General features: G+C 66.0%; 23 protein-coding genes. 8 read left to right on the top strand and 15 right to left on the bottom strand.

Annotated elements, in window-relative coordinates:
- Positions 1-65: 65 nt before the first annotated feature.
- From aprA to D103_RS0104230, 3 genes are read right to left on the bottom strand one after another with little or no spacing between them, the layout of a single operon-like run.
- The gene (gene aprA / locus D103_RS0104240) at positions 66-1,967 is read right to left on the bottom strand and encodes an adenylyl-sulfate reductase subunit alpha (protein ID WP_018867727.1); all 1,902 of its coding nucleotides are present in this window, start codon (positions 1,965-1,967) and stop codon (positions 66-68) included.
- Positions 1,967-2,446 (bottom strand): adenylyl-sulfate reductase subunit beta, encoded by a 480-nt coding sequence (gene aprB / locus D103_RS0104235; protein ID WP_038028264.1) that lies wholly within the window; start codon positions 2,444-2,446, stop codon positions 1,967-1,969. Before aprB ends, aprA begins: the two co-directional genes overlap by 1 nt.
- A 37-nt stretch (positions 2,447-2,483) precedes the next feature.
- A complete protein-coding gene (locus D103_RS0104230) occupies positions 2,484-3,260 on the bottom strand; it encodes a hypothetical protein (RefSeq protein ID WP_018875926.1) in 777 nt (258 codons plus the stop codon).
- 582 nt (positions 3,261-3,842) lie between these two features.
- Here D103_RS0104230 and sat point away from each other — a divergent pair.
- The gene (gene sat / locus D103_RS0104225; RefSeq protein ID WP_018875925.1) at positions 3,843-5,033 is read left to right on the top strand and encodes a sulfate adenylyltransferase; all 1,191 of its coding nucleotides are present in this window, start codon (positions 3,843-3,845) and stop codon (positions 5,031-5,033) included.
- 65 nt (positions 5,034-5,098) lie between these two features.
- On the opposite strand, the gene D103_RS0104220 is transcribed toward sat, so the two are convergent.
- Both D103_RS0104220 and D103_RS0104215 read right to left on the bottom strand, forming a co-directional pair.
- Entirely contained in the window at positions 5,099-5,701 is a 603-nt protein-coding gene (locus tag D103_RS0104220; RefSeq protein WP_018867723.1) for a CBS domain-containing protein, read from the bottom strand.
- Positions 5,702-5,855: 154 nt separating this feature from the next.
- On the bottom strand, positions 5,856-6,383 hold the full coding sequence (locus tag D103_RS0104215; RefSeq protein ID WP_018867722.1) for a metallophosphoesterase family protein: 528 nt from the start codon (positions 6,381-6,383) through the stop codon (positions 5,856-5,858).
- Between the two features lie 225 nt (positions 6,384-6,608).
- On the opposite strand from D103_RS0104215, the gene D103_RS0104210 reads away from it, so the two are divergent.
- The 3 genes from D103_RS0104210 to D103_RS0104200 are packed head-to-tail and all read left to right on the top strand — an operon-like array spanning position 6,609 to position 11,202.
- The gene (locus D103_RS0104210) at positions 6,609-9,473 is read left to right on the top strand and encodes a molybdopterin oxidoreductase family protein (RefSeq protein ID WP_018875924.1); all 2,865 of its coding nucleotides are present in this window, start codon (positions 6,609-6,611) and stop codon (positions 9,471-9,473) included.
- Positions 9,470-10,201, top strand: coding sequence for a 4Fe-4S dicluster domain-containing protein (locus D103_RS0104205; protein ID WP_018867720.1), 732 nt, complete (start codon positions 9,470-9,472; stop codon positions 10,199-10,201). The genes D103_RS0104210 and D103_RS0104205 overlap by 4 nt, the downstream gene beginning before the upstream one ends.
- A gap of 17 nt (positions 10,202-10,218) precedes the next feature.
- The gene (locus tag D103_RS0104200) at positions 10,219-11,202 is read left to right on the top strand and encodes a DmsC/YnfH family molybdoenzyme membrane anchor subunit (protein ID WP_018867719.1); all 984 of its coding nucleotides are present in this window, start codon (positions 10,219-10,221) and stop codon (positions 11,200-11,202) included.
- Positions 11,203-11,271: 69 nt separating this feature from the next.
- Here D103_RS0104200 and D103_RS0104195 read toward each other — a convergent pair whose 3' ends face one another.
- Entirely contained in the window at positions 11,272-12,438 is a 1,167-nt protein-coding gene (locus D103_RS0104195) for a hypothetical protein (protein WP_018875923.1), read from the bottom strand.
- A 151-nt stretch (positions 12,439-12,589) separates the two neighbouring features.
- On the opposite strand from D103_RS0104195, the gene adk reads away from it, so the two are divergent.
- On the top strand, positions 12,590-13,246 hold the full coding sequence (gene adk, locus D103_RS0104190; RefSeq protein WP_018867717.1) for an adenylate kinase: 657 nt from the start codon (positions 12,590-12,592) through the stop codon (positions 13,244-13,246).
- Positions 13,247-13,349: 103 nt separating this feature from the next.
- Here adk and D103_RS0104185 read toward each other — a convergent pair whose 3' ends face one another.
- From D103_RS0104185 to D103_RS0104175, 3 genes are all read right to left on the bottom strand, one after another.
- Entirely contained in the window at positions 13,350-14,558 is a 1,209-nt protein-coding gene (locus tag D103_RS0104185) for a 6-phosphofructokinase (protein WP_018867716.1), read from the bottom strand.
- Positions 14,559-14,776: 218 nt separating this feature from the next.
- A complete protein-coding gene (locus D103_RS0104180; protein ID WP_018867715.1) occupies positions 14,777-15,649 on the bottom strand; it encodes a dienelactone hydrolase family protein in 873 nt (290 codons plus the stop codon).
- A 135-nt stretch (positions 15,650-15,784) separates the two neighbouring features.
- Positions 15,785-16,249 (bottom strand): tRNA (cytidine(34)-2'-O)-methyltransferase, encoded by a 465-nt coding sequence (locus tag D103_RS0104175; RefSeq protein WP_018867714.1) that lies wholly within the window; start codon positions 16,247-16,249, stop codon positions 15,785-15,787.
- Between D103_RS0104175 and D103_RS0104170 the strand changes: the two genes are divergently transcribed.
- Complete coding sequence (locus D103_RS0104170) at positions 16,248-17,240, top strand: dihydroorotate dehydrogenase (RefSeq protein WP_018875922.1); 993 nt, start codon at positions 16,248-16,250, stop codon at positions 17,238-17,240. The genes D103_RS0104175 and D103_RS0104170 overlap by 2 nt on opposite strands.
- Before the next feature lie 254 nt (positions 17,241-17,494).
- Here D103_RS0104170 and ntrC read toward each other — a convergent pair whose 3' ends face one another.
- From ntrC to D103_RS0104140, 6 genes are all read right to left on the bottom strand, one after another.
- Positions 17,495-18,931, bottom strand: coding sequence for a nitrogen regulation protein NR(I) (ntrC, locus tag D103_RS0104165; RefSeq protein WP_018875921.1), 1,437 nt, complete (start codon positions 18,929-18,931; stop codon positions 17,495-17,497).
- The gene (gene glnL, locus D103_RS0104160; protein WP_018875920.1) at positions 18,931-20,028 is read right to left on the bottom strand and encodes a nitrogen regulation protein NR(II); all 1,098 of its coding nucleotides are present in this window, start codon (positions 20,026-20,028) and stop codon (positions 18,931-18,933) included. The genes ntrC and glnL overlap by 1 nt, the downstream gene beginning before the upstream one ends.
- Positions 20,029-20,520: 492 nt before the next feature.
- Positions 20,521-21,153 carry a DUF4124 domain-containing protein gene (locus tag D103_RS0104155; protein ID WP_018875919.1) on the bottom strand — a complete coding sequence of 211 codons (633 nt, stop codon included), beginning with the start codon at positions 21,151-21,153 and terminating at the stop codon, positions 20,521-20,523.
- Between the two features lie 111 nt (positions 21,154-21,264).
- Positions 21,265-22,125, bottom strand: coding sequence for a hypothetical protein (locus D103_RS0104150; protein WP_018875918.1), 861 nt, complete (start codon positions 22,123-22,125; stop codon positions 21,265-21,267).
- Positions 22,119-22,514, bottom strand: coding sequence for a DUF2782 domain-containing protein (locus D103_RS0104145; RefSeq protein ID WP_018875917.1), 396 nt, complete (start codon positions 22,512-22,514; stop codon positions 22,119-22,121). The genes D103_RS0104150 and D103_RS0104145 overlap by 7 nt, the downstream gene beginning before the upstream one ends.
- Complete coding sequence (locus D103_RS0104140) at positions 22,514-23,239, bottom strand: TIGR00730 family Rossman fold protein (protein WP_018867707.1); 726 nt, start codon at positions 23,237-23,239, stop codon at positions 22,514-22,516. The genes D103_RS0104145 and D103_RS0104140 overlap by 1 nt, the downstream gene beginning before the upstream one ends.
- Before the next feature lie 119 nt (positions 23,240-23,358).
- On the opposite strand from D103_RS0104140, the gene polA reads away from it, so the two are divergent.
- Both polA and D103_RS0104130 read left to right on the top strand, forming a co-directional pair.
- Positions 23,359-26,061, top strand: a complete 2,703-nt coding sequence (gene polA / locus D103_RS0104135; RefSeq protein ID WP_018875916.1) for a DNA polymerase I — start codon at positions 23,359-23,361, stop codon at positions 26,059-26,061.
- The gene (locus D103_RS0104130) at positions 26,062-26,580 is read left to right on the top strand and encodes a hypothetical protein (RefSeq protein WP_018875915.1); all 519 of its coding nucleotides are present in this window, start codon (positions 26,062-26,064) and stop codon (positions 26,578-26,580) included.
- The last annotated feature ends 2 nt before the right edge of the window (positions 26,581-26,582 follow it).

Genomic DNA, 26,582 nt, shown 5'->3' with positions numbered 1-26,582 from the left:
GTCATCGCGGCTGCCGAGCATGGTGGCGAGGCCGGCTGCGGCCCCGCCACCGCCACCGCAGCACCCTAGGCTTCCTCCTTCTCGGCCTCCTTGGCCGGCGCCTCGTCCTTGTCGACCAGGTGGTAGCAGGGCGCCTTCTCCATGGTGTACTCGCCCGTCTTCGGGTCACGACGCGAAACCGTCAGGTGGTGCCAGTTCTTGTCGTCGAGCTTCATGTAGTCGCCGCGGTAGTAGTAGCCCGGCCAGCGGGTTTCCTTGCGGAACAGGGTGTGGTGGAAGACGCTCTCGGCGGTGCGCACGCGGTGCTTCAGTTCCCAGGCACGCAGCAGCTCATGGATGTCCTCCGCCGCCAGCTTCTCGAGGTCCTCTTCGAGGATGTGCATCTTCTTCAGGCCGATATTGAGCAGCTTCTCGTTGGTCATGTAGCTGACCGTTACGCCGCCACAGTATTCATCCATCAGCTTCTGCAGGCGGTCAAGACCCTGGCGCGGGTTGATGAAGTTCGGATTGACCGAACCGGCCACGACCTCGTTGCTGTAGACCTTGTAGTGCTCCAGCGGCTTATAGATCTCCTCTTTCAGCTTGTTGATCTGCGAATCGGAGACACGGATGCCGTCGGCCTTGCCATCGTCGATGTACTTGCAGGCGGCCTTCGCGGCCAGACGGCCCTCGGTGAAGGAACCGGAGGAGAACGCGTGCGGCGTACCGCCCACGGCATCGCCGGCACCGAACAGGCCCTCGACACTGGTCATGCGGTTGTAGCCCCAGAAGTACTCGGGCGGGGAAACATCCTCCGGACCAGAGCACCAGGCGCCACAACCCGTGGCGTGCGAGCCCATCACGTAGGGCTCCGAGGTGGTCAGCTCGGGGTTCTCGTTCTTGGGGTCCACGTCGGTGGCGGCCCACAGGACGGCCTGGCCGACGGTCATGCCCAGGAAGTTTTCCCAGCCCACCTCTTCAAGGTGCGGGTCCTGGAAGGCCTCCATGGTGACCATGTGGATCGGGCCACGGCCCGCGTTCACCTCGTTCAGGAACGCATGGTTGCGCAGGCAGGTCGGGATCGGGCGATGCGTACGGTGAGAGACCTCCGGATCCAGGTATTCCTTGCCGACCATCTCCTGCAGCTGCGGCCACCACTTGGATTCGTACTCTTCCCCGTTGCAGTTCTGCGTACGGGTCTTCAGATGCAGGAAGTACGCACCCACCGGACCGTAGCCATCCTTGAAGCGGGCCAGCACGATGCGGTTCTCCATCTGGGTCATCTTGGCACCGGCGTTGATCAGCAGGCCATAGGCCGAGCCGGAAGACCACGGGGCATACCAGACGCGACCCGCACCTTCACCGACCGAACGCGGCTTGAAGATCATCGAGGCGCCACCGGCGGCCACGATCACCGACTTCGACTTGAAGACGTGGTAGTTGCCGGTGCGCACATTGAAGCCCACGGCGCCGGCGACCCGGTTCTCCTTGGACTCGTCCATCAGCAGATGGGTCACGCAGATCCGGTTGTAGATCGTGTCCGCGGACTTCTTGGCGGCCTCGGCCACGATCGGCTTGTAGGACTCGCCGTGGATCATGATCTGCCAGCGACCTTCTCGCTGATAGGCGCCCGTCTTCGGGTCGCGCATCAGGGGCAGGCCCCACTCCTCGAACTGGTGCACGGTGGAGTCCACGTGGCGCGCCATGTCGAACAGCAGGTCCTCGCGCACCATGCCCATCAGGTCGATACGGGCGTAGCGCACATGGTCCTCGGGGTTGTTCTCGCCCCAGCGGGTGCCCATGTAGCAGTTGATCGCGTACAGGCCCTGGGCCACCGCGCCGGAACGGTCGATGTTGGCCTTTTCGGCAATCACGACCTTCTTGTCCTGACCCCAGAAGCGAGCCTCCCAGGCGGCACCCGTGCCGCCGAGCCCGGCGCCACAGACCAGGATGTCGATGTTGTCTTCGACGATTGTCTTGTAGGCCATCAGTAGTACACCCCTTCTTTCAGTTTGAGACCGGCGGCCTCAAGCGTGTGCAGATCCCCCTCATCCATCCGGATGTACTTGGGCTCGTTGAACAACAGCTGGCTGTCGCGCATGGACTTGTCGGGTGCGGGGACGTCTGCCAGCTGCGGGATGTGCTTGCCCCAGGGCTTGGTGGTAATCGGCGACAGGAAGTCCTTCTCCCGACCGTCGCGGAACTTGATCTTCCAGGCAATGGTGCCGCGCTCTTCGTCGCGATCGACGCGCACGCTGTGCCCCAGTGGCGCGAAGTCCGCGTAGCCGCGCACGTCAATCGCATGGTGCGGGCAGGCCTTCACGCAGGAAAAGCATTCCCAGCACATGTTGGGCTCGATGTTGTAGGCGCGACGGGTGGTTTCGTCGATATGCATGATGTCTGACGGGCAGATGTCCACGCAGTACCCACAGCCATCGCAACGGGTCATGTATACGAAAGTTGGCATGGTTGTCCTCGATCGATGCTGGTGTTCGGGTTAATGGCTAGTAGTGGTGCGGCGCTTCACGCTGGATACCCTTCCCCATCTCCATCGGCGCATCGCGCAGCAGTTCCATGGAATGGCGCTGCTGCTGCTCGGGATCGTCGCGCGTGAGGGTCGGGAGGTTCTCGGCGGAGCCATCGGCACGGGTAATGCGCTTCTGGTAGGCCGCGGCAGGCTTGAAGAACATGTGCGCGAACTTGGACCAGTAGACGGTCGCGAACAGGGTCGTGGTCGCCGCGAGGAAGAGCGCGAAGAACAGCCACCCGAGGGCGCCGGTGCCTTGGGTCAGCGACCACAGGATGGCGAAGGTCGACATCGCCAGCAGCGACACGATGAACAGATCGGCCCGGACCAGCTGGTACCAGCGACGGCCCTCGGAGTAGACGTCGACGCGAATGAAGAACCAGAACCAGTAGCCGCCGAAGGCCAGCGACAGGGCGCCCAGATGCCACAGGACCGGCCACACGCCCGCGGCGGGCTCGCTGGCGTAGCCAAAGATCAGGACCGCGGAGGAGACCACGAACAGGACAAAGCCCCACATGGTGAACAGATGGGACGCGCGTCGCTTCGGGTTCTTGAATTCACCGGAGGTCAGAACCTCTTTTCCCAGGGTCTGCATGGCCTGGGAGAATTTCTCGCCGCCGCTCACGCTGCGGGTCGCGTTCTTCTCGGCTTTCTTGGCGTTCTCGAAGAAGTACTGGGCACTCCTCTTGTGCATCATGTCGAGGATCGTGCCGGCGGCCACCAGAATGACCATGAGCACGACATACGCCTGCATTGCGGCTGGTGGAATAAACGCAGCCAGTTCGGCAAAGGGATTGCTAGTGATCACGGCGTCAGGCCTCCTCAGAGTGTCCAATGGGCACACCGAGTCTGTGCCAACTCGATCTTTTGCTTCAAATCAAACTTGCTTCCCCGCGCATAAGCCTGATGAATGAGGTCATATGCTTATTTATGGAAACGCTTATCTAGCGGCCCGGGCAGACGCCATCGCAAGCCGCCAGGCTGGCCAGGGGCCGCGCACCGCCCGCTGCCCGCAGCACGCGGGTCCGGGGCGCCAGCGATGGCACCGGAGCGAACGCCCGGGCCGGGTGAGACAAAGGGAGAACGGTCGCAGATCGAGGCGCTCCCGGGGCAGGGCTGACGGCCATGACGGGCGGGCAGATCCGGATGTACGGCTGCGGGGACGGTCAAGAAACCCGAACCTTTATGGACTATCTTGTGCTACGTTCGGGGTCGACCAGCAGCGCGCCCGACCCGTCAACCGGGTGGGCGCATGCGCCCCGAACACGACTTACGTGTGGCACAGACCACCCCATCCATGCAGTTCACATCCAGCGTCGGCAGGAGAGAAAGCCCCATGATCAAACCGCACGGTGCAGACACCCTGAAGCCCCTGTTCGTCTACGACCCCGATCAACACCACGCCCTGCTGCAGGAGGCCGAGACCCTGCCCTCCGTGGTCATCAGCTCCGGCGCCGCCGGCAACGCCGTCATGATGGGCGGCGGCTATTTCACGCCGCTGACCGGGTTCATGAATGTCGCCGACGCCATGAGCTGCGCGGAGAACATGCGAACCACCAGCGGCCTGTTTTTCCCGGTGCCCGTGGTCAACCTGCTGGAGGATGCGGACGCCATTCGCGGGGCCAAGCGGATTGCCCTGCGCGACCCGAACATGGAGGGGAACCCGGTCCTCGCCATCCAGGAGGTCGAGGCGATCGAGGAATTCACGCCCGAGCAGATGGCGACCATGACCGAAAAGGTCTACGGCACGACCGACATGGAACACCCCGGGGTCGCCGCCTTCAACAGCGTGGGCCGCGTCTGCGTATCGGGGCCCATCCAGGTGCTCCACTTCTCGTACTTCCAGGATGATTTCCCTGACACCTTCCGCACTGCCGTCGAGATCCGCAACGAGATCTCGGAACGCGGCTGGAACCGGGTGGTCGCGTTTCAGACCCGCAACCCGATGCACCGCGCCCACGAAGAGCTGTGCCGCATGGCCATGGAGCAACTCGATGCGGACGGCGTGGTGATCCACATGCTGCTGGGCAAGCTCAAGCCCGGCGACATCCCGGCCCCGGTGCGCGACGCCGCCATTCGCAAGATGGCCGAGCTCTACTTCCCGCCGAACACGGTGATGATTACCGGATACGGCTTCGACATGCTCTATGCCGGTCCGCGCGAGGCCGTGCTCCATGCGCTATTCCGCCAGAACATGGGCGCGACCCACTTCATCATCGGGCGTGATCACGCCGGGGTGGGGGACTACTACGGGCCGTTCGATGCCCAGACGATCTTCGACACCGAGGTACCCGCGGGCGCGCTGGAGATCGAGATCTTCCGGGCCGACCACACGGCCTACTCGAAGAAGCTCGACCGGGTGGTGATGATGTGCGATGCACCCGACCACACGAAGGAGGATTTCGTGCTCCTGTCCGGCACCAAGGTTCGCGAGATGCTGAGCCGAGGCGAGGCACCGCCGGTCGAGTTCTCCCGCCCGGAAGTGGCCAAGATCCTGATGGAGTACTACCAGGGGCTGAACCGGTAGCAGAAACGCGGTTCAGGCATCCGACCACCCGCACACTCGCGCGGGTGGCCGGATGTCGGCTCCGGCTAATAGGTCTTGGACAAGGTCGCCTGGATCTGCGCGAAGGTGCGGGCGACGTCGAAGGTCTGCACCTGAATCCCCAGCTGACGCCCGATCTGGGTCGCCGAGAATATCCCCCTTATGCGAGTCTCACCCGTCTGGGGATCCCGCTGACCGACCAGCGCATGCTGGCGCCCCCAGTCCTTCAGCGTGGCGACGATATCCGCCACGTCCGCCTGCATCACGCGCTGCATGTCCAGCAGGTCCACGTCATCCAGCGGCACCATCAGGTCACGCACCCGAAGGTCGTCGTACCGCATGCCGCGCTCGTTCACCATCTGGACCGGGCGCTCCCCCTGAGTGTCGCGGGCCGTGATCAGACCCAGCACGCGCTCCGAGTCCACTACGATCAGCAGCCGGACACCCCGGGCGATCATCTGCTCGGTCGCCTGGTTGAGCGTCGCCTCGGGACCGATCGTCGCAACCGGCACCCGGCGGAAATCGGTCATTACGCACAGCGCCGAGGAAGCCAGGGTGACCTGGGGGTCTTCCTCCGACACCTGCTGGAGCCCGATTCCGGGGGCCGCCTTTTGCGACGGAAGGGGCTTGTGCGGGAATTCTGCGGTCATCGCGTTTCTCCATCCACGGTGGAATCCAGAGGGACACGAATGACGCGCCCTCTCCTAGACGATGCCCTGAGACGAAGGCGCTGACAAGCGGGTCGATCATCCCGCGCCGAAACGCCACCCCGCTGCCGAATGCGGGCCGTATGACCGAGTCGGATCAGGCCGCGCTCTCCTCGGGTGTCGCCCGGATCGCAAAGTCCATGGTTTCGAGATCGCCCAGCGCCCAGGTCGCCCGCGGCGCCCCAAGCCCGGCCACGGTGCCCGGATTCACGAGCCAGGTGGCGCCATCCTTCACGTGCGGCTGCTGGCGGATCTCGGTCTCGTGGCTGTGGCCGCAGCAGACGAGGTCATAGTCCCCGGTGCAGGCCATCGCATGGGCGTAATGGGGGTAGTGCGTGACGAAGATGCGCCGGCCACCGAGGGTGATGGTGGCGTCCAGCCCGTAGTAGTGCAGGAGGCCATCGGACTGGTGCGCGATGCGCGAGATCGCGACCGGGTCCCCCAGGTTGTTGCCGTGCACCGCGTGGATCGGCACACCCAGCTTCAGTGACGCCCGCAGCGTGTTGCCGCCGATCACGTCACCACAGTGGATGACCGCCTCGGCGCCCTCGGCAATGCCGGCCTCGATCGCGCGGGCCAACATCGGGCCACGGTCGTGACTGTCGGAAACAATGCATACCTTCATGGGTTGGCAGGCCTCTGTTGTGAAATTCCGGTGCCGGAACGATAACACTGCCGCGCCCCGCCCTGCGTCCGGGCCCGATTCGGGGCATCCGAACGGGCGCGAAGAATCCATCTTTGACTCCCTTGTGGTGGATACTCCGGAACTGCATAGTGGGGGTAACCCCGATCGAAGTAAGGGGTATTGCAGTATATCGCGATTGTCTAACTTACAAGGCGTTGACGATTTATGGCACAGACCCCGTCGCAGGAAATCAAGAACACCACCTGTTACATGTGCGCCTGCCGCTGCGGCATCCGGGTGCACCTGCGCGACGGGGAGGTGCGCTACATTGATGGCAACCCGGAGCACCCGATCAACGAAGGCGTGATCTGCGCCAAGGGCGCCTCCGGGATCATGAAACAGCACTCGCCCGCGCGGCTGACCCAGCCCCTGCGGCGCAAGGCCGGCGCCGAGCGCGGGGATGGCGAGTTCGAGCCGATCTCCTGGGAAGAGACCTTCGAGATCCTCGCCGAACGCCTCGGGCACATCCGCGAGACCGACCCGAAACGCTTTGCCCTGTTTACCGGGCGCGACCAGATGCAGGCCCTGACCGGGCTGTTCGCCAAGCAGTTCGGCACCCCCAACTACGCGGCCCACGGCGGCTTCTGCTCGGTGAACATGGCCGCCGGCATGATCTACACCATCGGCGGCTCGTTCTGGGAGTTTGGCGGCCCCGACCTGGAACGCTCGAAGCTGTTCGTGATGATCGGCACCGCGGAGGACCACCACTCCAACCCGCTGAAGGTGGCGATCTCCAAGTTCAAGCGCCAGGGCGGGCGCTTCATCTCCATCAACCCGGTGCGCACCGGCTACTCGGCCATCGCCGACGAATGGGTGCCGATCCGCCCCGGGACCGACGGTGCCCTGCTGCTGGCACTGATCCACGAGATCATCAACAAGGGCCTGTACGACCGCGACTTCCTGGTCCGCTACAGCAATGCCGGCCAGCTGGTGAACATGAACGAGGAGCAAGACGACTTCGGCATGTTCCTGCGCACCGAGGATCCGCCCGAGGAGGGCTGCTACGACGCGCAGAACCAACTGTGGTGGGACCGCAAGACCGGACGCGCGGTGCCGACCCACACGCCGGATGCCGATCCCTTCCTGCTCGGCGAGTTCACCCTGGATGACGGCACCCCGGCCAAGCCCGCCTTCCAGCTGCTGCAGGACCGGGTCGCCGAATACACGCCGGAATGGGCCGCCCGGATCACCGGGATCGATGCCGAGGACATTCGCCGGCTGGCCCACGAAATGGGCGTTACCGCGCGCGACCAGCGCATCGAACTCCCCATTGCCTGGACCGACTCCTGGGGCGTGGAACACGAATCCGTCACCGGGAACCCGGTGTCGTTCCATGCGATGCGCGGACTGGCCGCGCACTCCAACGGCTTCCACACCATCCGTTCGCTGTCGATTCTGATGTCGCTGCTGGGCACCATCGACCGCCCCGGCGGCTTCCGCCACAAGGCGCCGTTCCCGCGTCCGATTCCACCCTGCGCCCGCACGCCCAAGGGGCCGGAGGGCGTGCAGCCGGGCAAGCCGCTGGACGGCATGGTGCTCGGCTGGCCCGCGGACCCGGACGACCTGTTCGTGGACGACAAGGGCGAGCCGGTACGCCTCGACAAGGCCTTCTCCTGGGAATACCCGCTGGCCGTGCACGGCATGATGCACAACGCCATCACCAACGCCTGGCGCGGGGACCCCTACCCGATCGACACCTTGCTGATCTTCATGGCCAACATGGCGTGGAACTCGACCATGAACACGGAAGAGGTCCGCAAGATGCTGAACGACAAGGATGACAACGGGGACTACAAGATCCCGTTCCTGGTCGTCGCGGACGCGTTCCAGTCCGAGATGACCGCGTTCGCGGATCTGATCCTTCCGGATACCACCTATCTGGAACGCCACGACGTGATGTCCATGCTGGACCGCCCGATCTCCGAGTTCGACGGCCCGGTGGACTCGGTGCGCATCCCGGTGGTGCCGCCCAAGGGCGAGTGCAAGCCGTTCCAGGAAGTCCTGATCGAGCTCGGCTCGCGCCTGAAACTGCCGGCGTTCGTGAACGAGAACGGGGAGCGCAAATTCCGCGACTACCCCGACTTCGTCGTCAACTACGAGACCGAACCGGGCTCCGGTATCGGCTTCCTGGCCGGCTGGCGCGGCAAGGGCGGGGAGAAATCCCTGCGCGGCGAACCCAACCCCAACCAGTGGGAGATGTACGCCCAGAACAACTGCGTATTCCAGTACGAGCTGCCGCGCAGCTACCAGTACATGCGCAACTGGAACAAGGGTTATCTCGAGTGGTCGCAGCGCAACCGCATCACGCGCTTTGGCGAGCCGATCCTGATCCACCTCTATTCCGAGGTGCTGATGAAGTTCCGCGCCGCCGCCCAGGGCAAGGGCCCATCGCGCAAGGCCCCGGCGCATCTGGCCAAACGCGTGGAGACCTTCTTCGACCCGCTGCCGTTCTACTACGACCCACTGGAATACCAGACCACCAACAAGCACACCTATCCGTTGGCCGCGATCACCCAGCGTCCCATGGCGATGTACCACTCCTGGGACTCCCAGAACGCCTGGCTGCGACAGATCCACGCGCACAACCTGCTCTACGTGAATTCGCGCACCGCGCGCGCCGCCGGGATCAACGACGAGGACTGGATCTGGGTGGAAAGCCAGTGGGGCCGGGTACGCTGCATGGCCAAGTACTCCGAGGCGGTCGAACCCGGAACGGTCTGGACCTGGAACGCGATCGGCAAGGCCGCGGGGGCCTGGAACCTGACACCCGAGGCCAACGAGTCGCGCAAGGGTTTCCTGCTGAACCACCTGATCTCCGAGGAGCTCCCCGGCCAGGATGGCCCGATCTCCAACTCCGACCCCGTCACCGGGCAAGCCGCCTGGTACGACGTGCGCGTGCGCATCTACAAGGCCGAAGAAGGGGCGCCGCAGGAGACATCTCCCCAGTTCAAGGCCCTGCACCCCTACCCCGGCCAGTCCAAGCGGGCCCGTGTGGTGAACTTCTTTGCGGGAATAGGAGGTAAGAAATGACCCAACTCGCCCTTGTCATCGATCTCAACGTCTGCGTGGGCTGCCACGCCTGCGTCACCAGCTGCAAGGAATGGAACACCTCGGGCGATGCCGGCCCGCTGGTCGACCAGAACCCCTACGACGCGGATCCCACCGGTACCTTCTTCAACCGCGTGCAGAGTTTCGAGGTCGGTGAATACCCGAATACCGAGACGGTCCACTTTCCCAAGTCCTGCCTGCACTGCGAAGAGCCTCCCTGCGTGCCGGTCTGCCCGACCGGGGCCTCCTACAAGCGCGAGTCGGACGGCATCGTGCTGGTCGATTACGACAAGTGCATCGGCTGCAAGTACTGCTCCTGGGCCTGCCCCTACGGGGTGCGCGAGGTGGACACCGAAAGCAAGGTGATGACCAAGTGCACCCTGTGCGTGGACCGCATCTACAACGAGGAGCTGCCGGAGTGGGATCGCAAACCCGCCTGCGTACGGGCCTGTCCGACCAACGCACGACTCTACGGGGACATTCATGACCCCGAATCGGTCGTCTCGAAGGCGATCCGTGAAGCGGGCGGCTACCAGCTGATGCCGGAATGGGGCACCAAACCGGCCAATCACTACCTGCCACGACGCAAGACTCAGCTGACCATCCGCGAGGACGAGGTGGAGCGCGCCGACAACCCGCTGAAGATCGACAGTCAGCTGCCGAAGCCCGGGCAGGAAGAACCCTCGCTCGACGACGTCACCAGCTGGTAAACAGGGACGAAGACACTATGCATCCAGCCTTCTCGGTTATCTTTCTCACCACCCTGATCGGCGCCGGCCAGGGCCTGTTTCTCGGTCTGTTCGGTGCCGAGTCTCTCAGTCTTCTGGGCGTGCTGCCGCCGCCCGGTTCGGACTTCCTGGCGCTGGGCTCCGCACTCGCCCTGGTCTTCCTGGTCCTCGGGCTGGTCGCCTCGTTCTTCCACCTGGGGCGCCCGGAACGCGCCTGGCGCACCGCCACCAAGTGGCGCACCTCGTGGCTGTCGCGCGAGGTGATCGTGCTCCCGGCGTTCATGGGCGTGGTCTTCCTGTACGGCGCGGCCCACGCGTTCGGGTTCAACCCGCCTCTGGGCACGCTGGCCGGGGACGTCCCCATCCTGCCAACCGTCGTGCTCGGTGCCATCGGCGCGCTGCTGGCGATCGTTCTGTATGTCACGACCGCGATGATCTACGCCTGCATCAAGTTCCTGCAGGAATGGCACTCCCCGCTGACCGTGGTGAACTACACCGTGCTGGGCGCTGCCAACGGCTTCACGCTGGCGGCTGCCTATGCGGCCTGGGCCGGTGTCCCGCTGGTCGCCTTCCTGGCGACGGTGGCGATCGTGCTGACGCTGCTGGGCCTGGCCACCCGCATCGCATCGCTGGTGCGCAACGCCCGTATCAAGTCGAAATCCACGGTGCAGACCGCGATCGGCGTGAAACACCCGAAGATCCAGCAGAAGTCCCAGGGCTTCATGGGCGGTTCGTTCAACACCCGGGAGTTCTTTCACCACATGTCCGCGACGTTCCTGCGCGGGATGAAGTGGATCTTCCTGCTGGGGGCGTTCGCGATCCCGGCGCTCCTGCTCCTGATCGCCCTGGTCACCCGGGTCGACCCGGTCAATGTGCTGATCGCCGCGTTTGTCATCCAGTACCTGGGCCTGGTGGCCGAGCGCTGGTTCTTCTTCGCCCAGGCCAACCACCCGCAGAATATCTACTACCAGTCGGTCGCCTGACCCCGGTTGGGGGGCGGCCTGGCCGCCCCTCGTTCACCCCCACTACGGGCCCTGTTTCAAACAGACCGCTCAGGTGGCAGGCCAGCCCTCCGTCGCGATGCCTTCCCCCAGATCGACCTCTACCAGGCGGCGACGCACCTCCAGCAGCTTCTCGACCAGGGCCGGTTCGACGCGCTCGTAGGCCTCCGCGTCCGGCACCCGGTTGACCACCACCCCCAGCAGTTCGGTGATCGCGTTGCCGATCGAGTTCTGGCTGATCGTCACGATCAGACGGCCCTCGTCATTGCGGTAGATCAGCTGCTTGAAGGCCGGCTGCCAGCGAATGGCATGGGCGTACTTGGCATCGGTAAAGCAGCGGTCGCGCACCTTCTTGGCAGTCTTCAGGAAGTCGTTGTTGAACAGCAGGACCTCCTCCACCGCATCGGGAAAGTGCACGCCCTCGGGCATCGGGGCATTGCGGGTGGAGACCTGGGAGAAGAAGGTGCGATAGAAGTCCAGGAAGCCCTGCAGGATGGCGTCGTATTCGCGCCAGAAGCGGATGTCCTTCAGCGCCTCGACCCCGCCCTGGATCTCCCAGCTCGGCAGGCCGTGCGGGTAGCCGGTCAACCCGAGGCGCGCCTCGTGATCGGACGCCGGGCGCAGGATCTGCAGGTCCAGGGCCCGGGTAAAGAACGCCCGGTAGACCTCGCGCATATAGGCCTGAAACAGGCTGTGCTGCCCGCCATCAGTCAGATTGGGATTGCCCGGATCCGCCAGCGGCGCATCGGCCAGCGACGCCATCGGGAAGACGATGAAATGGTTGTGCAGCATGCGGATGCTGGGCACCCCCGGCGCGGTCAGCGGCCAGGTCGCGTCCAGGCTGGCCTCGCCCGCCAGCACCAGGGCCTCGGCCGGGTCCGGGTACTGCTCCAGCATGTACTCGATGATCACCCCGTTCATCCGGTTCCAGACATGCCGCACCGGCTCCGGCACCTGGGTGCGCCGCACCGGGCGGCCCATCGGGTCGAGGATGGTCTGCGAGGTGTTGTAGATGATGGAACAGTCGAACTCGTTGCTGTGCCCCAGCGCCTTGCGATAGAGCAGCAGGTTTTCCGGATTCACCAGCAGCCCGTTGTTGTGGACCAGGTCCGCCAGGTTTTCGGTGCTGTTGAAGAATTCGTTGGGTTTCATGCCCTCCGGGATGTCCAGGGGGATGGGCCGAAACGGCGTGGTGATCTCGCGGGGGCCGGCTTGCATGACGGTCAGTGACTCCTTGCAGGGGGGCGATGCCAGGGCGGCGCGGGCGGACTTGTACCTACAACCACAACACCTGTACTGTAACTTGCGCGGCTCGGGAGTGTCTGCCGCGACCATAGCACAACCACCCACTCCTCAGAGGAGCGAGAGCATGCGACTGATTCTGTTGGGGGCGCCCGGCGCCGGCAAGGGCACGCAAGCCCAGTACATCTGCGAGAAGTACAACATCCCGCAGATCTCTACCGGCGACATGCTGCGCGCGGCGGTGAACGCAGGCACCCCACTGGGCATGAAGGCCAAGGAGGTCATGGATGCAGGCGGCCTGGTCTCCGACGACATCATCCTGGGTCTGGTGAAGGAACGCGTGGAGCAGCCCGATTGCTGCGACACCGGCTTCCTGTTCGACGGCTTTCCGCGCACCATCCCGCAGGCCGAGGCCCTGAAGGAACAGAACGTGCCGCTCGACTTTGTCGTGGAGGTGGATGTCCCGGACGAAGAGGTGATCCGGCGCATGAGCGGGCGGCGGGTGCACCCGGGCTCCGGTCGCACCTACCACGTCGAGTTCAACCCGCCGAAGGTCGAGGGCAAGGACGACGTCACCGGCGAGGACCTGATCCAGCGCGAGGACGACAACGAAGAGACGGTGCGCAAGCGCCTGGAGGCCTATCACAGCCAGACCCAGCCGCTGGTCGACTTCTACGCCAAGTGGGAGGAAAGCGGCGAGCCTGACGCCCCGAAGTGCGTCCATATCAAGGGGACCGGATCGGTGGAAGACATCCGCGACCAGATCTTCAAGGCCCTCGGATAGCAAAGACCCGCCCGGTCTTCCGGGCGGGTCTTTGTAAAGGCGGGGCACACGCCCCAGCTGGCCCCTGGCCCCTGGCCCCAGACACGGGACCAGGGGCTTTCTGCTAGCGACCGAGCACCTTGGTCACCTTGTTCTGCCGCAGCCGGTAGGCATCCGGCATACCGGAACCCAGCAGGGGCCGCAGGTACATGCGGAAGGCATCGGTCACATCGGTGCCCGAGGCATCGATGAACTCGTCCGGCATCACCTTGGTCTTGCCGGCGACCGCCTCCAGCGGCACATACTCGTAGTCCACCGAGTAAAAGCCGGTGCGCTTGATCGCCACCGAACCGTCGCGACCTTCCCACATCGCGAACTGCACAGCCTTCTCGCCCACCTCGCGGGCTTCGCGCTGGTCGACATCCGAAACACAGCCAATAAAGGCCCGCTGCAGATAGCCGAAGGTGTCGCCACGCACCCGCTTCACCCCCAGCTTGTCGCGGATCTCGCCACACAGCATGTCCGCCAGCGCCCCGGTACCGGAGAGCTGGACGTTACCGTGGGCATCCTTCTCGACATCCTTCGCCAGCTTGGTCGCGATGGGTTCATCGTTGGCATCGTGGATGCCTTCGCTGACCGCGATCACGCAGCGGCCGTGGCGATCCATGGTGGCCTTCACGTCCTTCAGGAACTGGTCGACCTCGAACACCCGCTCCGGCACGTAGATCAGGTGCGGCCCGTCATCCGGGAATTTCTTGCCGAGCGCGGAGGCCGCGGTGAGAAAACCGGCATGACGCCCCATGACCACCGCCAGATAGATCCCCGGCAGGGCGTAGTTGTCGAGGTTGGCACCAATAAAGGCCTGCGCCACGAACCGTGCCGCCGACGGGAAACCCGGCGTGTGGTCGTTCTCCACCAGGTCGTTGTCGATCGTCTTCGGGATGTGCACGCAGCGCATCGGGTAGTTGGCCTTGCGCGCCTCCTCGCTGACGATGCGCACCGTGTCGGAGGAGTCGTTGCCGCCGATATAGAAGAAGTAGGTGATCTCGTGGGCCTTCAGGACCTTGAAGATCTCCTTGCAGTAGTCAAGGTCCGGCTTGTCGCGCGTGGACCCCAGGGCGGACGAGGGCGTCTGCGCGACCATCTCCAGGTTGTGGGTGGTCTCCTGGGTCAGGTCCAGGAATTCCTCGTCGATGATCCCGCGGACCCCGTGGAAGGCCCCGTAGACCAGTTCGACGTCGGTGAATTTCCGGGCCTCGAGGACCGCACCCACCATGGATTGATTGATTACCGCCGTCGGGCCTCCACCCTGGGCGATCAGAACCTTGGCCATCTTCGTCCTCCTTTTGCGACTTGCGTGCGAACCATCGGTGAACCGGCCGCATAGCGACCGGGGCATCTCGATGCAACAAAGCCCGAAGATAGCAAATTCCGCACCCTGTGTACGGAATTGTTTAATTGTATTATCAGAAACTTATTTAATGGCGCACAGCCCGGCGGGCCTACCTGCATAAGCGTCAGTTGTGCCCCCGGCAGGGGGCAAGGCAGAACTCAGTCGCGCAGGTGCTGATTGACGAAGTGCGTGACCCGAATCATCGCGTCGCGCGAGGCGAGGTCATCGGCGAAGGTGCGGTTATTGCCGTTGCGGAAGTCGAAGCCGCGACCCACACCGGGATATTCGATCCAGGTGACATCACCGCCGCGGCTCTCCAGTCCATCCGCGGCCATGCGCGCGGTACGGTGGCGCTGGTACTGCTCCTCGTCGCCGATCAGGATCATCATCGGGATCTCGAGCTGATTGACCTCGTTGGCGTAGCGGTACACCTGGTGCGGCTCGCCCAGATTCGGGTCCTGCAGGTGCGGGTAGTAGCCGGCCCAGCAGGCGACATCCTCGACCTGGCGCTCGAAGGTGACGGCGACCTTCAGGGTCTTGTAGCCGCCACGAGTGATGGAGACCAGGCAGGCACGGTCGCCCGCGATGTCGTCACGCGCCAGCAGGACATCCAGCCCGCTGTTCAGATCGCCTTCCAGCTCGTAGTCATGATCCAGCGGGTGGCTCTCCATGAAGCGGCCGGTGTACAGGTCCGGCGCCAGCACCACGAAGCCGCGGGCGGCCAGGCGCTTCACGTGCAGTTCGGCCAGGTCGTCCAGGCCGCGCCGGCCGTGGGTCCAGAGGATCGCCGGATAGGCCTCGCCATCGGCCGGTCTTGCCACCATCGCCGGGATGTCGATGCCGTCGCGCTGGTATTCGATGCGTTCAATGGTGACCTCGTGGTTCTCCAGATCGGAATACATCACGCCGTCTTCCCACCAGTCGTCATCCCACCACCAGTTGTCGGAACCGGTGGGTTCATCGGCCGCCAGCGGCGCTACGAACAGGCTGGCAGCCGCCAGGAACAGGAGAGGACGCAGTACAGAAACCATCGGGAACCTCGTGCGGATCAATGTGGACAGGGCCGTCACAGGGAGACGGGCCGCTCGCGGGCTTTCTTCCGAGGGTAGTGCAAATGGCGAGGCCCTGCCGGGGGGCGCAGCAGATCGCCCAGATCCGACAGACTCCTAGTCTCCGCCGGAAAACCCGAGCTGGCGCCAAGCCTCGTAGACGACCACGGCGACTGCGTTGGAGAGATTCAGGCTGCGGCTGCCGGGCTGCATGGGCAGGCGCAAGCGCTGCCCGGGAGGCAGGGCTTCGAGCACCGAGTGGGGAAGACCGCGGGTCTCGGGGCCAAACAACAGGGCATCGCCAGCGCGGAAGGCCGGCGCATCATAGCGGGCGTGGCCGCGCGTGGTGATGGCGAAGACCCGGTCGGGCCGCACCGATTCCCGCCACTGTTCGAGGCTGTCATACTCTTGCACCCGGGCCAGCTCGTGATAATCGAGCCCGGCGCGGCGCGCCCGCGCACTGTCCAGCTCGAAACCGAGGGGATGGATCAGGTGCAGCGCGGCGCCGGTATTGGCCGCCAGACGAATGATATTGCCGGTGTTCGGCGGGATCTCCGGTTGAAAGAGGACGATGTGAAGCATGAGTGATTCGCGCACCGATCCGCGGCTGGCCCTGGAGTTCTGCGGGCTGCATTTGAACACGCCGCTGGTGCTGCTGTCCGGCTGCGTCGGCTTCGGCGAGGAGTACACCCGCGTGGCCGGCTTCTCCAATCGCGACGCCGGTGCGATCTGCCTGAAGGGGACCACGGGCGCGGCCCGGCTTGGCAACGCGCCGCACCGGGTCTACGAGACCCCGGACGGCATGCTCAACGCCATCGGCCTGCAGAACCCGGGCGTGGACCACGTGGTGGACCACACCCTGCCGCAGCTGGACTTCGAGGAGACCCGCTTCTTTGCCAATGTCTCCGGCTCCACCATCGAGGAGTACATCGAGGTCACCCGCCGCTTCGACGACTCGCCCATCGACGCCATCGAGATCAACATCTCCTGCCCCAATGTAAAGGAAGGCGGGGTCGCCTTCGGCAACGACCCGGACATGTCCGCGCGCGTGGTCGAGGCCTGCCGCAAGGTCACCTCCAAGCCGCTGATCACCAAGCTCTCACCCAACCAGACCGACATCGCCGAAAACGCCCGCCGCTGCATCGAGGCCGGCACCGATGCTTTTGCGGTGATCAACACGCTGATGGGCATGGCGGTGGACGTCGAGAACCGGCGCGCGGTGATCGGCAACAACCAGGGCGGACTCTCGGGGCCCGCGATCAAGCCGATCGCGCTGCTGAAGGTCCAGCAGGTCTATCAGGTGGCCGCGCCCCACAACGTGCCGATCATCGGACAGGGCGGCGTGATGAACGCGACCGACGCGCTGGAATTCCTGATCGCCGGGGCCAGCACCGTCGGCGTGGGCACCGGGCTGTTCTACGACCCGCTGTGCCTGCCCAGGATCCTCCACGGCATCAGCGACTACATGGATCGCCACGGCTACACCCACGTACGGGACCTGACCGGCACCCTGCAACTCAACGGCGCCGTCTCCGCCTGCGCCCCGCCCGCCCCGCAGGACCCCACCACCTGAAGGCCTGTTTCACCACGAAGCACACGAAGGCACGAAGAACGGCCAGGTCAAAAGCGGTTCACAGGAAGAAGGGAAGATGGGAAGGGTTTTTGGGTAAAGGCCGCTGGCCCGTGTCCTGGGGCCTGCCCGGCGGGTTGATCAGTCCCGGGGCACCATTCCCGCATTCTTCCGTCCTTCCCATCTTCCTGTTAATGCTCTATCGCTTTTGACCTGGCCGTTCTTCGTGCCTTCGTGGGCTTCGTGGTGAAATCAGCCTAGTCGTCGTCGAGGCCGAGTTCGTGGATCTTGCGGGTGAGGGTGTTGCGCCCCCAGCCGAGCAGGGCGGCCGCCTGCTGGCGGTGGCCGCCGGTGGCGTTCAGGGCCTCGCGGATGACCGTGCGCTCCAGTTGCGGCAGCACCGAACCCAGCAGGTCCTGGTCTCCACGCTGCCAGTGCTGGCGGGCCACCTGGGCCAGTTCGGCCGTCCAGTCCCGCGGGCCGGCAACCACGCCGGCCGGGCCGCCGTCCGGCTCGGTCCGGGGCTCGGCGGGCTGGTGCAGCTCGGCCGGGAGGTCGTCCAGGTGGACCTCGCGGCCCGACGCCATCACGGTCAGCCAGCGGCAGGTGTTCTCCAGCTGACGCACGTTGCCCGGCCAGGGCAGGCGCTGCAGCTCCGCCACCACCTCGGGGCGCATAGTCTTGGCTTCGACCCCCAGTTCCTGCGCCACCTCGGCCATGAAATGCTGCACCAGCAGCGGGATGTCCTCCGGGCGCTCGCGCAGGGACGGCACATGGATCCGGATCACGTTCAGACGGTGGAACAGATCCTCGCGGAACAGCCCCGCGCGCACGCGTTCCTCCAGATCCTGGTGGGTCGCGGCGATGATGCGCACGTCCACCCGGATCGGCGTATGGCCACCCACGCGGTAGAAGGTGCCATCGGACAGCACGCGCAGCAGCCGGGTCTGCAGGTCGAACGGCATGTCGCCGATCTCGTCGAGAAACAACGTGCCACCATCGGCCTGTTCGAAACGGCCCTTGCGGCTCTGGTTGGCGCCGGTAAACGCACCACGTTCGTGGCCGAACAGTTCACTCTCCAGCAAATCCTTGGGGATGGCCGCGGTATTCAGGGCAATCAGCGGCTGATCGGCGCGCGGGCTGTGCTGGTGCAGGGCACGGGCGACCAGTTCCTTGCCGGTGCCAGACTCCCCGTTGATCAGCACGGTGATGTTGCTGCGCGACAGGCGGCCGATGGCGCGGAACATCTCCTGCATCGCCGGGGCCTCGCCGATGATCGGGGTTTCCTCGATCTCGGGGCCAGCGGTGCCATTGTCCTGCCCGGCGCGCCGCGCCTCCAGTGCCCGCTGCACCAGCGCCACGGCCTCGTCCACATCGAACGGCTTGGGCAGGTATTCGAAGGCCCCGGTCTGGTAGGCGCCCACGGCGCTCTCCAGATCGGAGAAGGCCGTCATGATGATCACCGGCGGCGGATCCGGGCGCGTCTGCATGCGCGCGAGGAAGTCCAGGCCATTCAGTCCCGGCATGCGGATATCGGCGACGATGGTGTCCGGCACCGGGTCCCGGTCGAGCGCCGCCCAGGCGGCGTCCGCGGTCTCGAAGCCGCGCACCGCGATCGCGTGACGCTGGAGGGCGCGCTCCAGCACCCAGCGAATCGAGTCGTCGTCGTCAATGATCCAGACAGTGGGCTCCATCACTTCCTGGCCTCCCGGGCCTTCGGGGGTTCAAGGGGCAGCAGGATGTCGAACGTGGTCGCCCCCGGGCGCGAATGGCATTCGATCAGACCGTCGTGCAGCTGGATCAGGCTCTGGGCAATGGGCAACCCGAGCCCGGTCCCGGCGGCGCGGCCGGTCACCATGGGGAAGAAGATGCGTTCGCGGATCTCCTCCGGGATACCGGGCCCGTTGTCGCGCACGCTCAGCTTGGCGACCAGGCGGTGGCGATGGCCGGAGATGGTGTACTGGCGCAGGATGCGCGAGCTCAGGGTGATCTCGCCCCCGTCCTCCAGCGCATGCACCGCGTTCTGCACCAGATTCAGGATCGCCTGCACCAGCATGTCGCGATCGGCCTGCACGTCCGGGATGCTGGGGTCATAGTCGCCGCGGATCTTCAGCCCCAGCGGCAGCTGCACACTGACCAGGCCCCGCACGTGCTCCAGCACCTCGTGCAGGTTGACGGGCTCGCGCCGCGGCAGGTTGTTCGGCCCCAGCATTCGATCGACCAGGCTGCGCAGCCGGTCGGCCTCGCGAATGATGATCTGGGTGTATTCCTTCAGGCCCGAGTCGTCCAGTTCGCTGGCAAGCAACTGCGCCGCCCCCCGCAGCCCCCCTAGCGGGTTCTTGATCTCGTGGGCCAGCCCCCGGGTCACCGCGCGGGTGATCGCCTGCTGCTTCTGTAACTGCTCCTCGCGGCTGATGCGCTCGTGGCGATCGATCGCATTCAGCTCGAACAGCAACTGCCCCGGCTTGTCGCCCTCGCCACGGAGCGGGGTGATGACCACGTCGGCGAGGAAACTTTCGGCCCGCAGCGGCTCCATCTGGCGCGCGCGCAGGGTGATCGGCTGATCCAGCGTCAGCGCCGAGCGCAGGCGGCTGGACAGATTCCGGTCCAGCTTGAGCCACTGGCCCAGACCATGCCCGACGATGCGTTCGCGACTGAGACCGAGCAGCACCTCGGCGGCGCTGTTCATGCTCAGCAGGCAAAGCTCGGCATCGGTCACCAGCACGGCCGTGGAGAGGTCGTCCCACCAGGGCGGGGTGGCCGGGCCGGAATTGGAAGCGGGCGTGGTCATCAAGAGGCCTCAAGCAGGAATCGCGCCAAGCAGGAATCGCCAGGCGGGGCGCCGAAGCCGGGGGCACGGTCACAAAACGCAGCCGAATCGCCAACCCCCAGAACCCAAAACGCCCCATTATGGTGCAATCATAGCACCATCATGGGGCGTTGTGTGCACTATTGAAGTGCAGAGATCGAAGTTGTCAATTCGGAGCCGGCGTCACCGGCCAGGGAGACGCTGATTGAATCGCGCGTTCGCGCTCGAGTCGCTTTTGCGTGCGAACAAGGCGCGGTGACTGCCGTGCAGTCACTCTGCACAAGGGAACCGCAACGCCGCTCCCCCGCAAAAGCGGCCGAGCCCCTTCTTTCAATAGCTTGCGGGGTTGGTGCCCCCTGTTCCCCGATCCTGCGTTGCGCCGCTTGCGGGTAGAACCACTACCCGCTGCACGACGCGCCTTGTCTCGGAAAACAGGGGGCACCAACGCGGACGTGCGATTCAATCAGCGTCTCCCTAGGGCGCCCTGGGTGCCTGCGGGGCCCTGGGCGCCTGCGGCGCACCCCCGGGCGGGAATTGCTGCGGCCGCTGCTGCTGTTGCTGCTCGCGCGGAATGGCCATCCGCAGCACGTTGAACTCGATGGTCGCGCTCGCCCCCAGCTCCTCGCCGGATGCGTCCACGATCCGGGCCTGCAGCGTATGCTCGCCGCGGTTGAGCCCCTCGAAGGTCGCCGTGGGCGACTGACCCTCGCCCGCCTCCGCGCCGTTCAGCACCCAGATCACGCGATGGCCCGCGTCGGCATCCAGCGCTGGCTCGAGATCCAGCTCGGCGCTCACATTGCCGTCGTTCGCGCGCACCCCCGAACCGTCCTCCGGACGGGCAATTGCGACCCGCGTGTACACACCCTCCGCCTCCGGCTGACCGCGGGGCCGCACGGGCCGTTCGAGAATCTCCCGCGCGCCTTCCAGCGGGACCGCGCGCATGGGCTCGCGCACGTCCACGGGCTCGCTGGCGCGCCCCTCGGGCGGACGGTCACCAAAATGGACATTGCCCTGATCGTCGGTCCAGCGGTAGACGTCGGCACTCGCAAGCGCCGGGGCGAGAAGGACAGCCAGCGACAAGGCCAGCCAGAGCGTGGTTCGGAACATGGGTCTTCCTCCTTGGGCGGGATGGCGCGGCACCACCACCCTGCCTCCCGTGTACGTTCGGACCACCACAAGCCCGGAAGCTCCCGCGCCACCGGCACGGGCCAGCCGGGATCAGGCGGCCGCGCGAACCCAGACGCCCTGCAGCCGAGCCGCATCGGCCTGCAGGGTCGCGAGGCGATCCCGCTCGACCGCCGCGGCCGTTCCCGACTCCAGCGCGGACAGCCAGTCATCCAGCGCAGCCAGGCGGAGCATCGTGGGCGCCGCCCCGCGTTCGATTGCAGTCAGTGGCCGCCGGGCATTGAACCCGGCCAGCACGGCCCGGTACCGATCGGCATCCGGCTGTCCGGAGGCGTCCACGGCGAGCGCCAGGGCGATGCGCGCGAGCTGCCAGAAGGCCGGTACCGGCGCGGGCGGGATCACCAGATCGGCAAGACCGGCACCTTCCGGGTAGATGCGCACGGACTGCCAGTAGCTTCCCGCCAGCGGCAGGTCCTCGAAACGGTAGAGCCCCTGGTGGTGCAGCTCGGCGTCCAGGATCGCCCGGGACTCGGCATCCAGCGTGGACGCCATCGCATCGGCGCGCTCGCGCATCTGCTGCTGCAGCACCCCGCGCCGGTAGCCCTCGCCGACGGGCAAGGCCCCGGCCGTGTGACGCCCCTGCCAGTCGGCGGCGCGCTCGCCCAGGGCCTCCAGACTGCCGGGCCCCTCGGCCGCAACCGCGCCCTGCAACGCCTGACCGCGCTCCAGCACCAGCAGGACCTCACCAGGATCGGGATCCGCACCCCGGCCGATCACGCGACCGCAGCCGCCAGGTACCTCGCCGAGCGCGGATTCGAGCGCCGGCGCCACGGCGGATGCCAGGCGCAGACACTGCACCGGCCGGCCATCCAGTTCGAGGCCGCTCGGGCCATGGGTCAGGGCCAGGCCGGTCGCATCGGCGCAGGCCCGGGTCTCGGATTCGTTCTCTACCATCGGAAAATCACCCAGGACGGGGGTACGAAGTTGGGGTCGAGCTCGTTGCGACGGCCGTCCAGCGTGCCGTCGCCCGTGGTGTCGATCAGGTAGTAGGTCGGGCCCACGGCGGGCGTGACCTCGACCATCACCAGCTCGCCACCCATGCGGTATTCGCGCCGGGTCTCGCCGTCGCGCTCGATGATGATGATGTCGGCGTCCTCGAGCGAGCGCTGTTCGCGGGCGCGTTCATCCAGCACCGGGGGCGGCGGATCCGCGCCCTCTTCAAGCTCCGGCGGCGGCGGGGCATCCCCCCACTCGCGGTCTTCCTGCGCCAGCGCCGTGCCGGAAACCAGCAGCAGGGCCGCCAGCAGCGACAGGGGCAGGCTCGCACGCATCGAGGTCATCATCACAGTTCCATCAGTCGTTTCTTTTCTTCCGCGGACGGCTCGAAGCTGCGCGCCTCGTAGTACTCGAAGATCACGTCCACCACGTCTTCCGGTGAATCTACCAGCGAGTATAGCTGGAGGTCTTCCTCGTCAATGGTGCCCTGCTCCACGAGCGTATCCCGGAACCAGTCGAGCAGGCCCTTCCAGAATTCGCTGCCCACCAGCACGACCGGGATGCGCCGGGTTTTGCCGGTCTGCACCAGGGTCAGGATCTCCGCCAGTTCGTCCAGCGTCCCGAAGCCCCCGGGCAGCACCACGTAGGCCGAGGCGTACTTGACGAACATCACCTTGCGCGAAAAGAAGTGACGAAACCCCAGGCCCACGTCCTGGTAATCGTTCGCACTCTGCTCGTGCGGCAACTGGATATTCAGGCCGATGCTCGGCGAGCGCCCGGCGAACGCCCCCTTGTTGGCCGCCTCCATGATGCCCGGACCGCCGCCGCTGACCACCGCGAAACCGGCGTCCGAGAGCTGCCGCGCGGTTGCCTCGCCCAGCTGGTAGTAGCGATGCTCCGGCGGGAAGCGGGCGGAGCCGAAGATGCTCACCGAGGGCTTGATATGCGCCAGGCGTTCGAAGCCCTCCACGAACTCCGCCATGATCTGGAAGATCTTCCAGCTCTCGCGGGTCAGGGCGGAGTCATCGATCGGGCGCAGGCCCGGGTGTTCGGCACGTTCGCGGTTGTTCATGCAGCGGGTTCCCAAGGGTGAAGGCTTCAGCGTACCGGCGCCCCCGGGCGCGCACAAATGGTCGCGGCCCGGGCCGGGCCTGTAGAATGGCGCGCGTTCCCTGTCCGGATTCCACCTTCATGTCGCAAGCGCCTCTTGTCCTGGTCGACGGCTCGTCGTACCTGTTCCGCGCCTTCCATGCGCTGCCGCCGCTGACCGCGCCGGATGGCGCCCCGACCGGGGCGATGATTGGTGTGGCCAACATGCTGCGCAAGCTGCGCGCGGACTACGGCCCGGAACACATGGCGGTGGTGTTCGACGCCAAGGGCAAGACCTTCCGCGACGACATCTATCCGGAATACAAGGCCACCCGCCCGCCGATGCCGGACGAGCTGGCCGCCCAGATCGAACCGTTGCACGAACTGGTGCGGGCGATGGGCCTGCCGCTTTTGTGCGTCGAGGGCGTGGAGGCCGACGACGTGATCGCGACCCTGGCCGACCAGGCGGCCCGCGCCGGGCATGACGTGGTGATCTCCACCGGCGACAAGGATCTCGCGCAGCTGGTGAATGACCGCATCACGCTGGTCAACACCATGAGCGGGGTCACGCTGGACCCCGAGGGCGTGCAGGAGAAATTCGGCGTCGCCCCGGAGCAGATCGTCGACTACCTCGCGCTGATGGGCGACAGCGTCGACAACATCCCGGGCGTGGACAAGGTCGGCCCCAAGACCGCGGCCAAGTGGATCGCGAAGTACGGCGATCTCGACACCATTCTGGAACAGGCCGACGGCATCGGCGGCAAGATCGGCGAGAACCTGCGCGCCGCGGCCGAGCGCCTGCCCACCTCGCGCGAACTGATCACGGTCAAGCGCGATGTCGAGCTGGACGTCGGCCCCAACGACCTCAACATCCGCGAGCCGGACCACGAGCGCCTGCTGGAGATGGTGCGCCGCTATGGCTTTACCCGCTGGCGCGCGGAGCTGGAGGGCGGCGAGGACGCGGCCGCTAGCGGCAATCCGGGCTCGCCGCTGGCGAAGGCCGACTACCGCACGTTGCGCGAGGAGGTCGAACTGGCCGAGCTGCTGGAGCGTCTGGACCAGGCCGAGCGGGTCGCCTTCGATACCGAGACCACCAGCCTGGATGCGATGCGCGCCGAGATCGTCGGCATGTCCTTCGCCTTCGAGCCAGGCACCGCCTACTACCTGCCGCTGGCCCACACCGGGCCGGATGCCGACCCGCAGCTGCCGCGCGCGGAGACGCTGGAACGTCTGAAGCCCTGGCTGGAATCCGAGGACCACGGCAAGCTGGGGCATCACCTGAAGTACGACCGCAACGTGCTGGGTAATCACGGCATCACCCTGCGCGGCATCGTCGACGACACCCTGCTCGAGTCGTTCTGCCTGGATGCCGGCGCCAACCGCCACGACCTCGACTCCCTGGCCGAGCGCCACCTGGACTACCAGACCACGCATTACGAGGACGTGGCCGGCAAGGGCGCGAAGCAGATCCCGTTCGCCGAGGTGGATATCGGCATCGCCACCGATTACGCCGGCGAGGATGCCGACATCTGCCTTCAGCTGGATGCGGTGTTCCAGCCGCGCCTGCAAGAGGCTGAAGGCCCCGCGTTCGTCTACCGCGAGATCGAGATGCCGCTGGTCCCGGTGCTGGCGGATATCGAACGCGTGGGCGTAAAGGTGGACCCGGATCTGCTCGGCGAGCAGAGCCAGGAGCTGCTGGCCGAGATGGAGCGCATCGAGCGCGAGGCCTTCGAGGAGGCCGGCGGCGAGTTCAACCTCGGCTCGCCCAAGCAGATCCAGGAGATCCTGTTCGAGCGCCTGGGCCTGCCGGTGCTGCGGCGCACGCCCAAGGGCCAGCCCTCCACCGCCGAGGACGTGCTGGAGCAGATGGCGGACGACTACGCCCTGCCGCGCCTGATCCTCGAGCACCGCGGCCTGTCCAAGCTGCGCAGCACCTACACCGAGACCCTGCCCCGGCGCATCCACCCGGAGACCGGACGGGTGCACACCTCCTACCACCAGGCGGGGGCAGCCACCGGGCGGCTGTCGTCCTCGGAGCCGAACCTGCAGAACATCCCGGTGCGCACCGAGGCCGGCCGGCGCATCCGCCGCGCGTTCATCGCGGATGAGGGACACCAGCTGCTGGCGGCGGACTACTCGCAGATCGAGCTGCGCATCATGGCCCACCTGTCGCAGGACGCGGGCCTGCTGAAGGCCTTCGGCGAGGGCCAGGACATCCACCGCGCGACCGCCGCCGAGGTCTTCGGGCTGGACCCGGAGCAGGTCTCCGGCGATCAGCGCCGCGCGGCCAAGGCGATCAACTTCGGCCTGATCTACGGCATGTCCGCCTGGGGCCTGGCGCGCAACCTCGGCATCGAGCAGGGCGAGGCGCGCGAGTACATCGACCGCTACTTCAATCGCTATCCCGGCGTGCACGACTATATGGAACGCGCGCGCGCCTCCGGGCGCGAGAACGGCTATGTCGAGACCCTGTTCGGCCGCCGCCTGTACCTGCCGGAGATCAACAGCCGCAACGGGGCGCGACGCCAGCAGTCCGAGCGTGTCGCCATCAACGCCCCGATGCAGGGTACCGCCGCCGACATCATCAAGCGCGCGATGGTGCGCGTCGCCAACGATCTCGCGAACTCGAATATCGACGCCCGCATGATCATGCAGGTGCACGACGAACTGGTGTTCGAGGTGGCCGATGCGGCCGTGGAGGACCTGACCACGCTGGTGCGCCAGGCCATGAGCGGGGCCGCCGAGCTCGACGTGGAGCTGGTGGTAGATGTCGGCACCGGCGCCAACTGGGACGACGCACACTAGATGTCGGATTCACTGGCCAAGGGGTTCAACCGGCTCGCCCCCTGGCTGGTCGCGGTCCTGTTGCTGGCGACCGCCTGGGTGCTGGCCGAACGCTATCTGGACACCGGTGGTTCCGGCGGGATCACCATCGTCCAGCCGGAGGACTGCGACCTGAACGCAGGGCCCTGCAGCGCCGACCATCCGGCGGGCGGTACGCTGACCCTGGGGATCACGCCACGCCCCGTGCCGATGCTGCAACCACTTGAGCTGACCCTGGAGCTGGACCCGGCGGCCCGGGGCAACCTCGGCGAACCCGAGGCCCTGGAACTGGATCTGGCCGGGGTGGAGATGTACATGGGCTTCCAGCGCCCGCGGCTGGAACACACAGGCGGCGGGCGCTATGTCGGCGAGACGACGCTGCCCATCTGCACCACCGAGGCCATGACCTGGGCCGCCACCGTGATGCCCGCGGGCGATGCGGATGCGGCCCGGGTCCAGTTTCGTTTTGTCACCCGCCGCAGCCACAGCGACAACCCCTGAGG

This window comes from Thioalkalivibrio sp. ALE31 (genome assembly GCF_000377405.1).
GTDB lineage: Bacteria > Pseudomonadota > Gammaproteobacteria > Ectothiorhodospirales > Ectothiorhodospiraceae > Thioalkalivibrio.
Note: the sequence above shows the minus strand (reverse complement) of the source record. Positions and strands in the feature narration are given on the sequence as shown.

Excerpts from the sequence above, each read along its gene's own strand:
- aprA (WP_018867727.1), bottom strand. The coding sequence starts at position 1,967 with ATGGCCTACAAGACAATCGTCGAAGACAACATCGACATCCTGGTCTGT.
- aprB (WP_038028264.1), bottom strand. The coding sequence starts at position 2,446 with ATGCCAACTTTCGTATACATGACCCGTTGCGATGGCTGTGGGTACTGC.
- D103_RS0104230 (WP_018875926.1), bottom strand. The coding sequence starts at position 3,260 with ATGCAGGCGTATGTCGTGCTCATGGTCATTCTGGTGGCCGCCGGCACG.
- sat (WP_018875925.1), top strand. The coding sequence starts at position 3,843 with ATGATCAAACCGCACGGTGCAGACACCCTGAAGCCCCTGTTCGTCTAC.
- D103_RS0104220 (WP_018867723.1), bottom strand. The coding sequence starts at position 5,701 with ATGACCGCAGAATTCCCGCACAAGCCCCTTCCGTCGCAAAAGGCGGCC.
- D103_RS0104215 (WP_018867722.1), bottom strand. The coding sequence starts at position 6,383 with ATGAAGGTATGCATTGTTTCCGACAGTCACGACCGTGGCCCGATGTTG.
- D103_RS0104210 (WP_018875924.1), top strand. The coding sequence starts at position 6,609 with ATGGCACAGACCCCGTCGCAGGAAATCAAGAACACCACCTGTTACATG.
- D103_RS0104205 (WP_018867720.1), top strand. The coding sequence starts at position 9,470 with ATGACCCAACTCGCCCTTGTCATCGATCTCAACGTCTGCGTGGGCTGC.
- D103_RS0104200 (WP_018867719.1), top strand. The coding sequence starts at position 10,219 with ATGCATCCAGCCTTCTCGGTTATCTTTCTCACCACCCTGATCGGCGCC.
- D103_RS0104195 (WP_018875923.1), bottom strand. The coding sequence starts at position 12,438 with ATGCAAGCCGGCCCCCGCGAGATCACCACGCCGTTTCGGCCCATCCCC.
- adk (WP_018867717.1), top strand. The coding sequence starts at position 12,590 with ATGCGACTGATTCTGTTGGGGGCGCCCGGCGCCGGCAAGGGCACGCAA.
- D103_RS0104185 (WP_018867716.1), bottom strand. The coding sequence starts at position 14,558 with ATGGCCAAGGTTCTGATCGCCCAGGGTGGAGGCCCGACGGCGGTAATC.
- D103_RS0104180 (WP_018867715.1), bottom strand. The coding sequence starts at position 15,649 with ATGGTTTCTGTACTGCGTCCTCTCCTGTTCCTGGCGGCTGCCAGCCTG.
- D103_RS0104170 (WP_018875922.1), top strand. The coding sequence starts at position 16,248 with ATGAGTGATTCGCGCACCGATCCGCGGCTGGCCCTGGAGTTCTGCGGG.
- D103_RS0104175 (WP_018867714.1), bottom strand. The coding sequence starts at position 16,249 with ATGCTTCACATCGTCCTCTTTCAACCGGAGATCCCGCCGAACACCGGC.
- ntrC (WP_018875921.1), bottom strand. The coding sequence starts at position 18,931 with ATGGAGCCCACTGTCTGGATCATTGACGACGACGACTCGATTCGCTGG.
- glnL (WP_018875920.1), bottom strand. The coding sequence starts at position 20,028 with ATGACCACGCCCGCTTCCAATTCCGGCCCGGCCACCCCGCCCTGGTGG.
- D103_RS0104155 (WP_018875919.1), bottom strand. The coding sequence starts at position 21,153 with ATGTTCCGAACCACGCTCTGGCTGGCCTTGTCGCTGGCTGTCCTTCTC.
- D103_RS0104150 (WP_018875918.1), bottom strand. The coding sequence starts at position 22,125 with ATGGTAGAGAACGAATCCGAGACCCGGGCCTGCGCCGATGCGACCGGC.
- D103_RS0104145 (WP_018875917.1), bottom strand. The coding sequence starts at position 22,514 with ATGATGACCTCGATGCGTGCGAGCCTGCCCCTGTCGCTGCTGGCGGCC.
- D103_RS0104140 (WP_018867707.1), bottom strand. The coding sequence starts at position 23,239 with ATGAACAACCGCGAACGTGCCGAACACCCGGGCCTGCGCCCGATCGAT.
- polA (WP_018875916.1), top strand. The coding sequence starts at position 23,359 with ATGTCGCAAGCGCCTCTTGTCCTGGTCGACGGCTCGTCGTACCTGTTC.
- D103_RS0104130 (WP_018875915.1), top strand. The coding sequence starts at position 26,062 with ATGTCGGATTCACTGGCCAAGGGGTTCAACCGGCTCGCCCCCTGGCTG.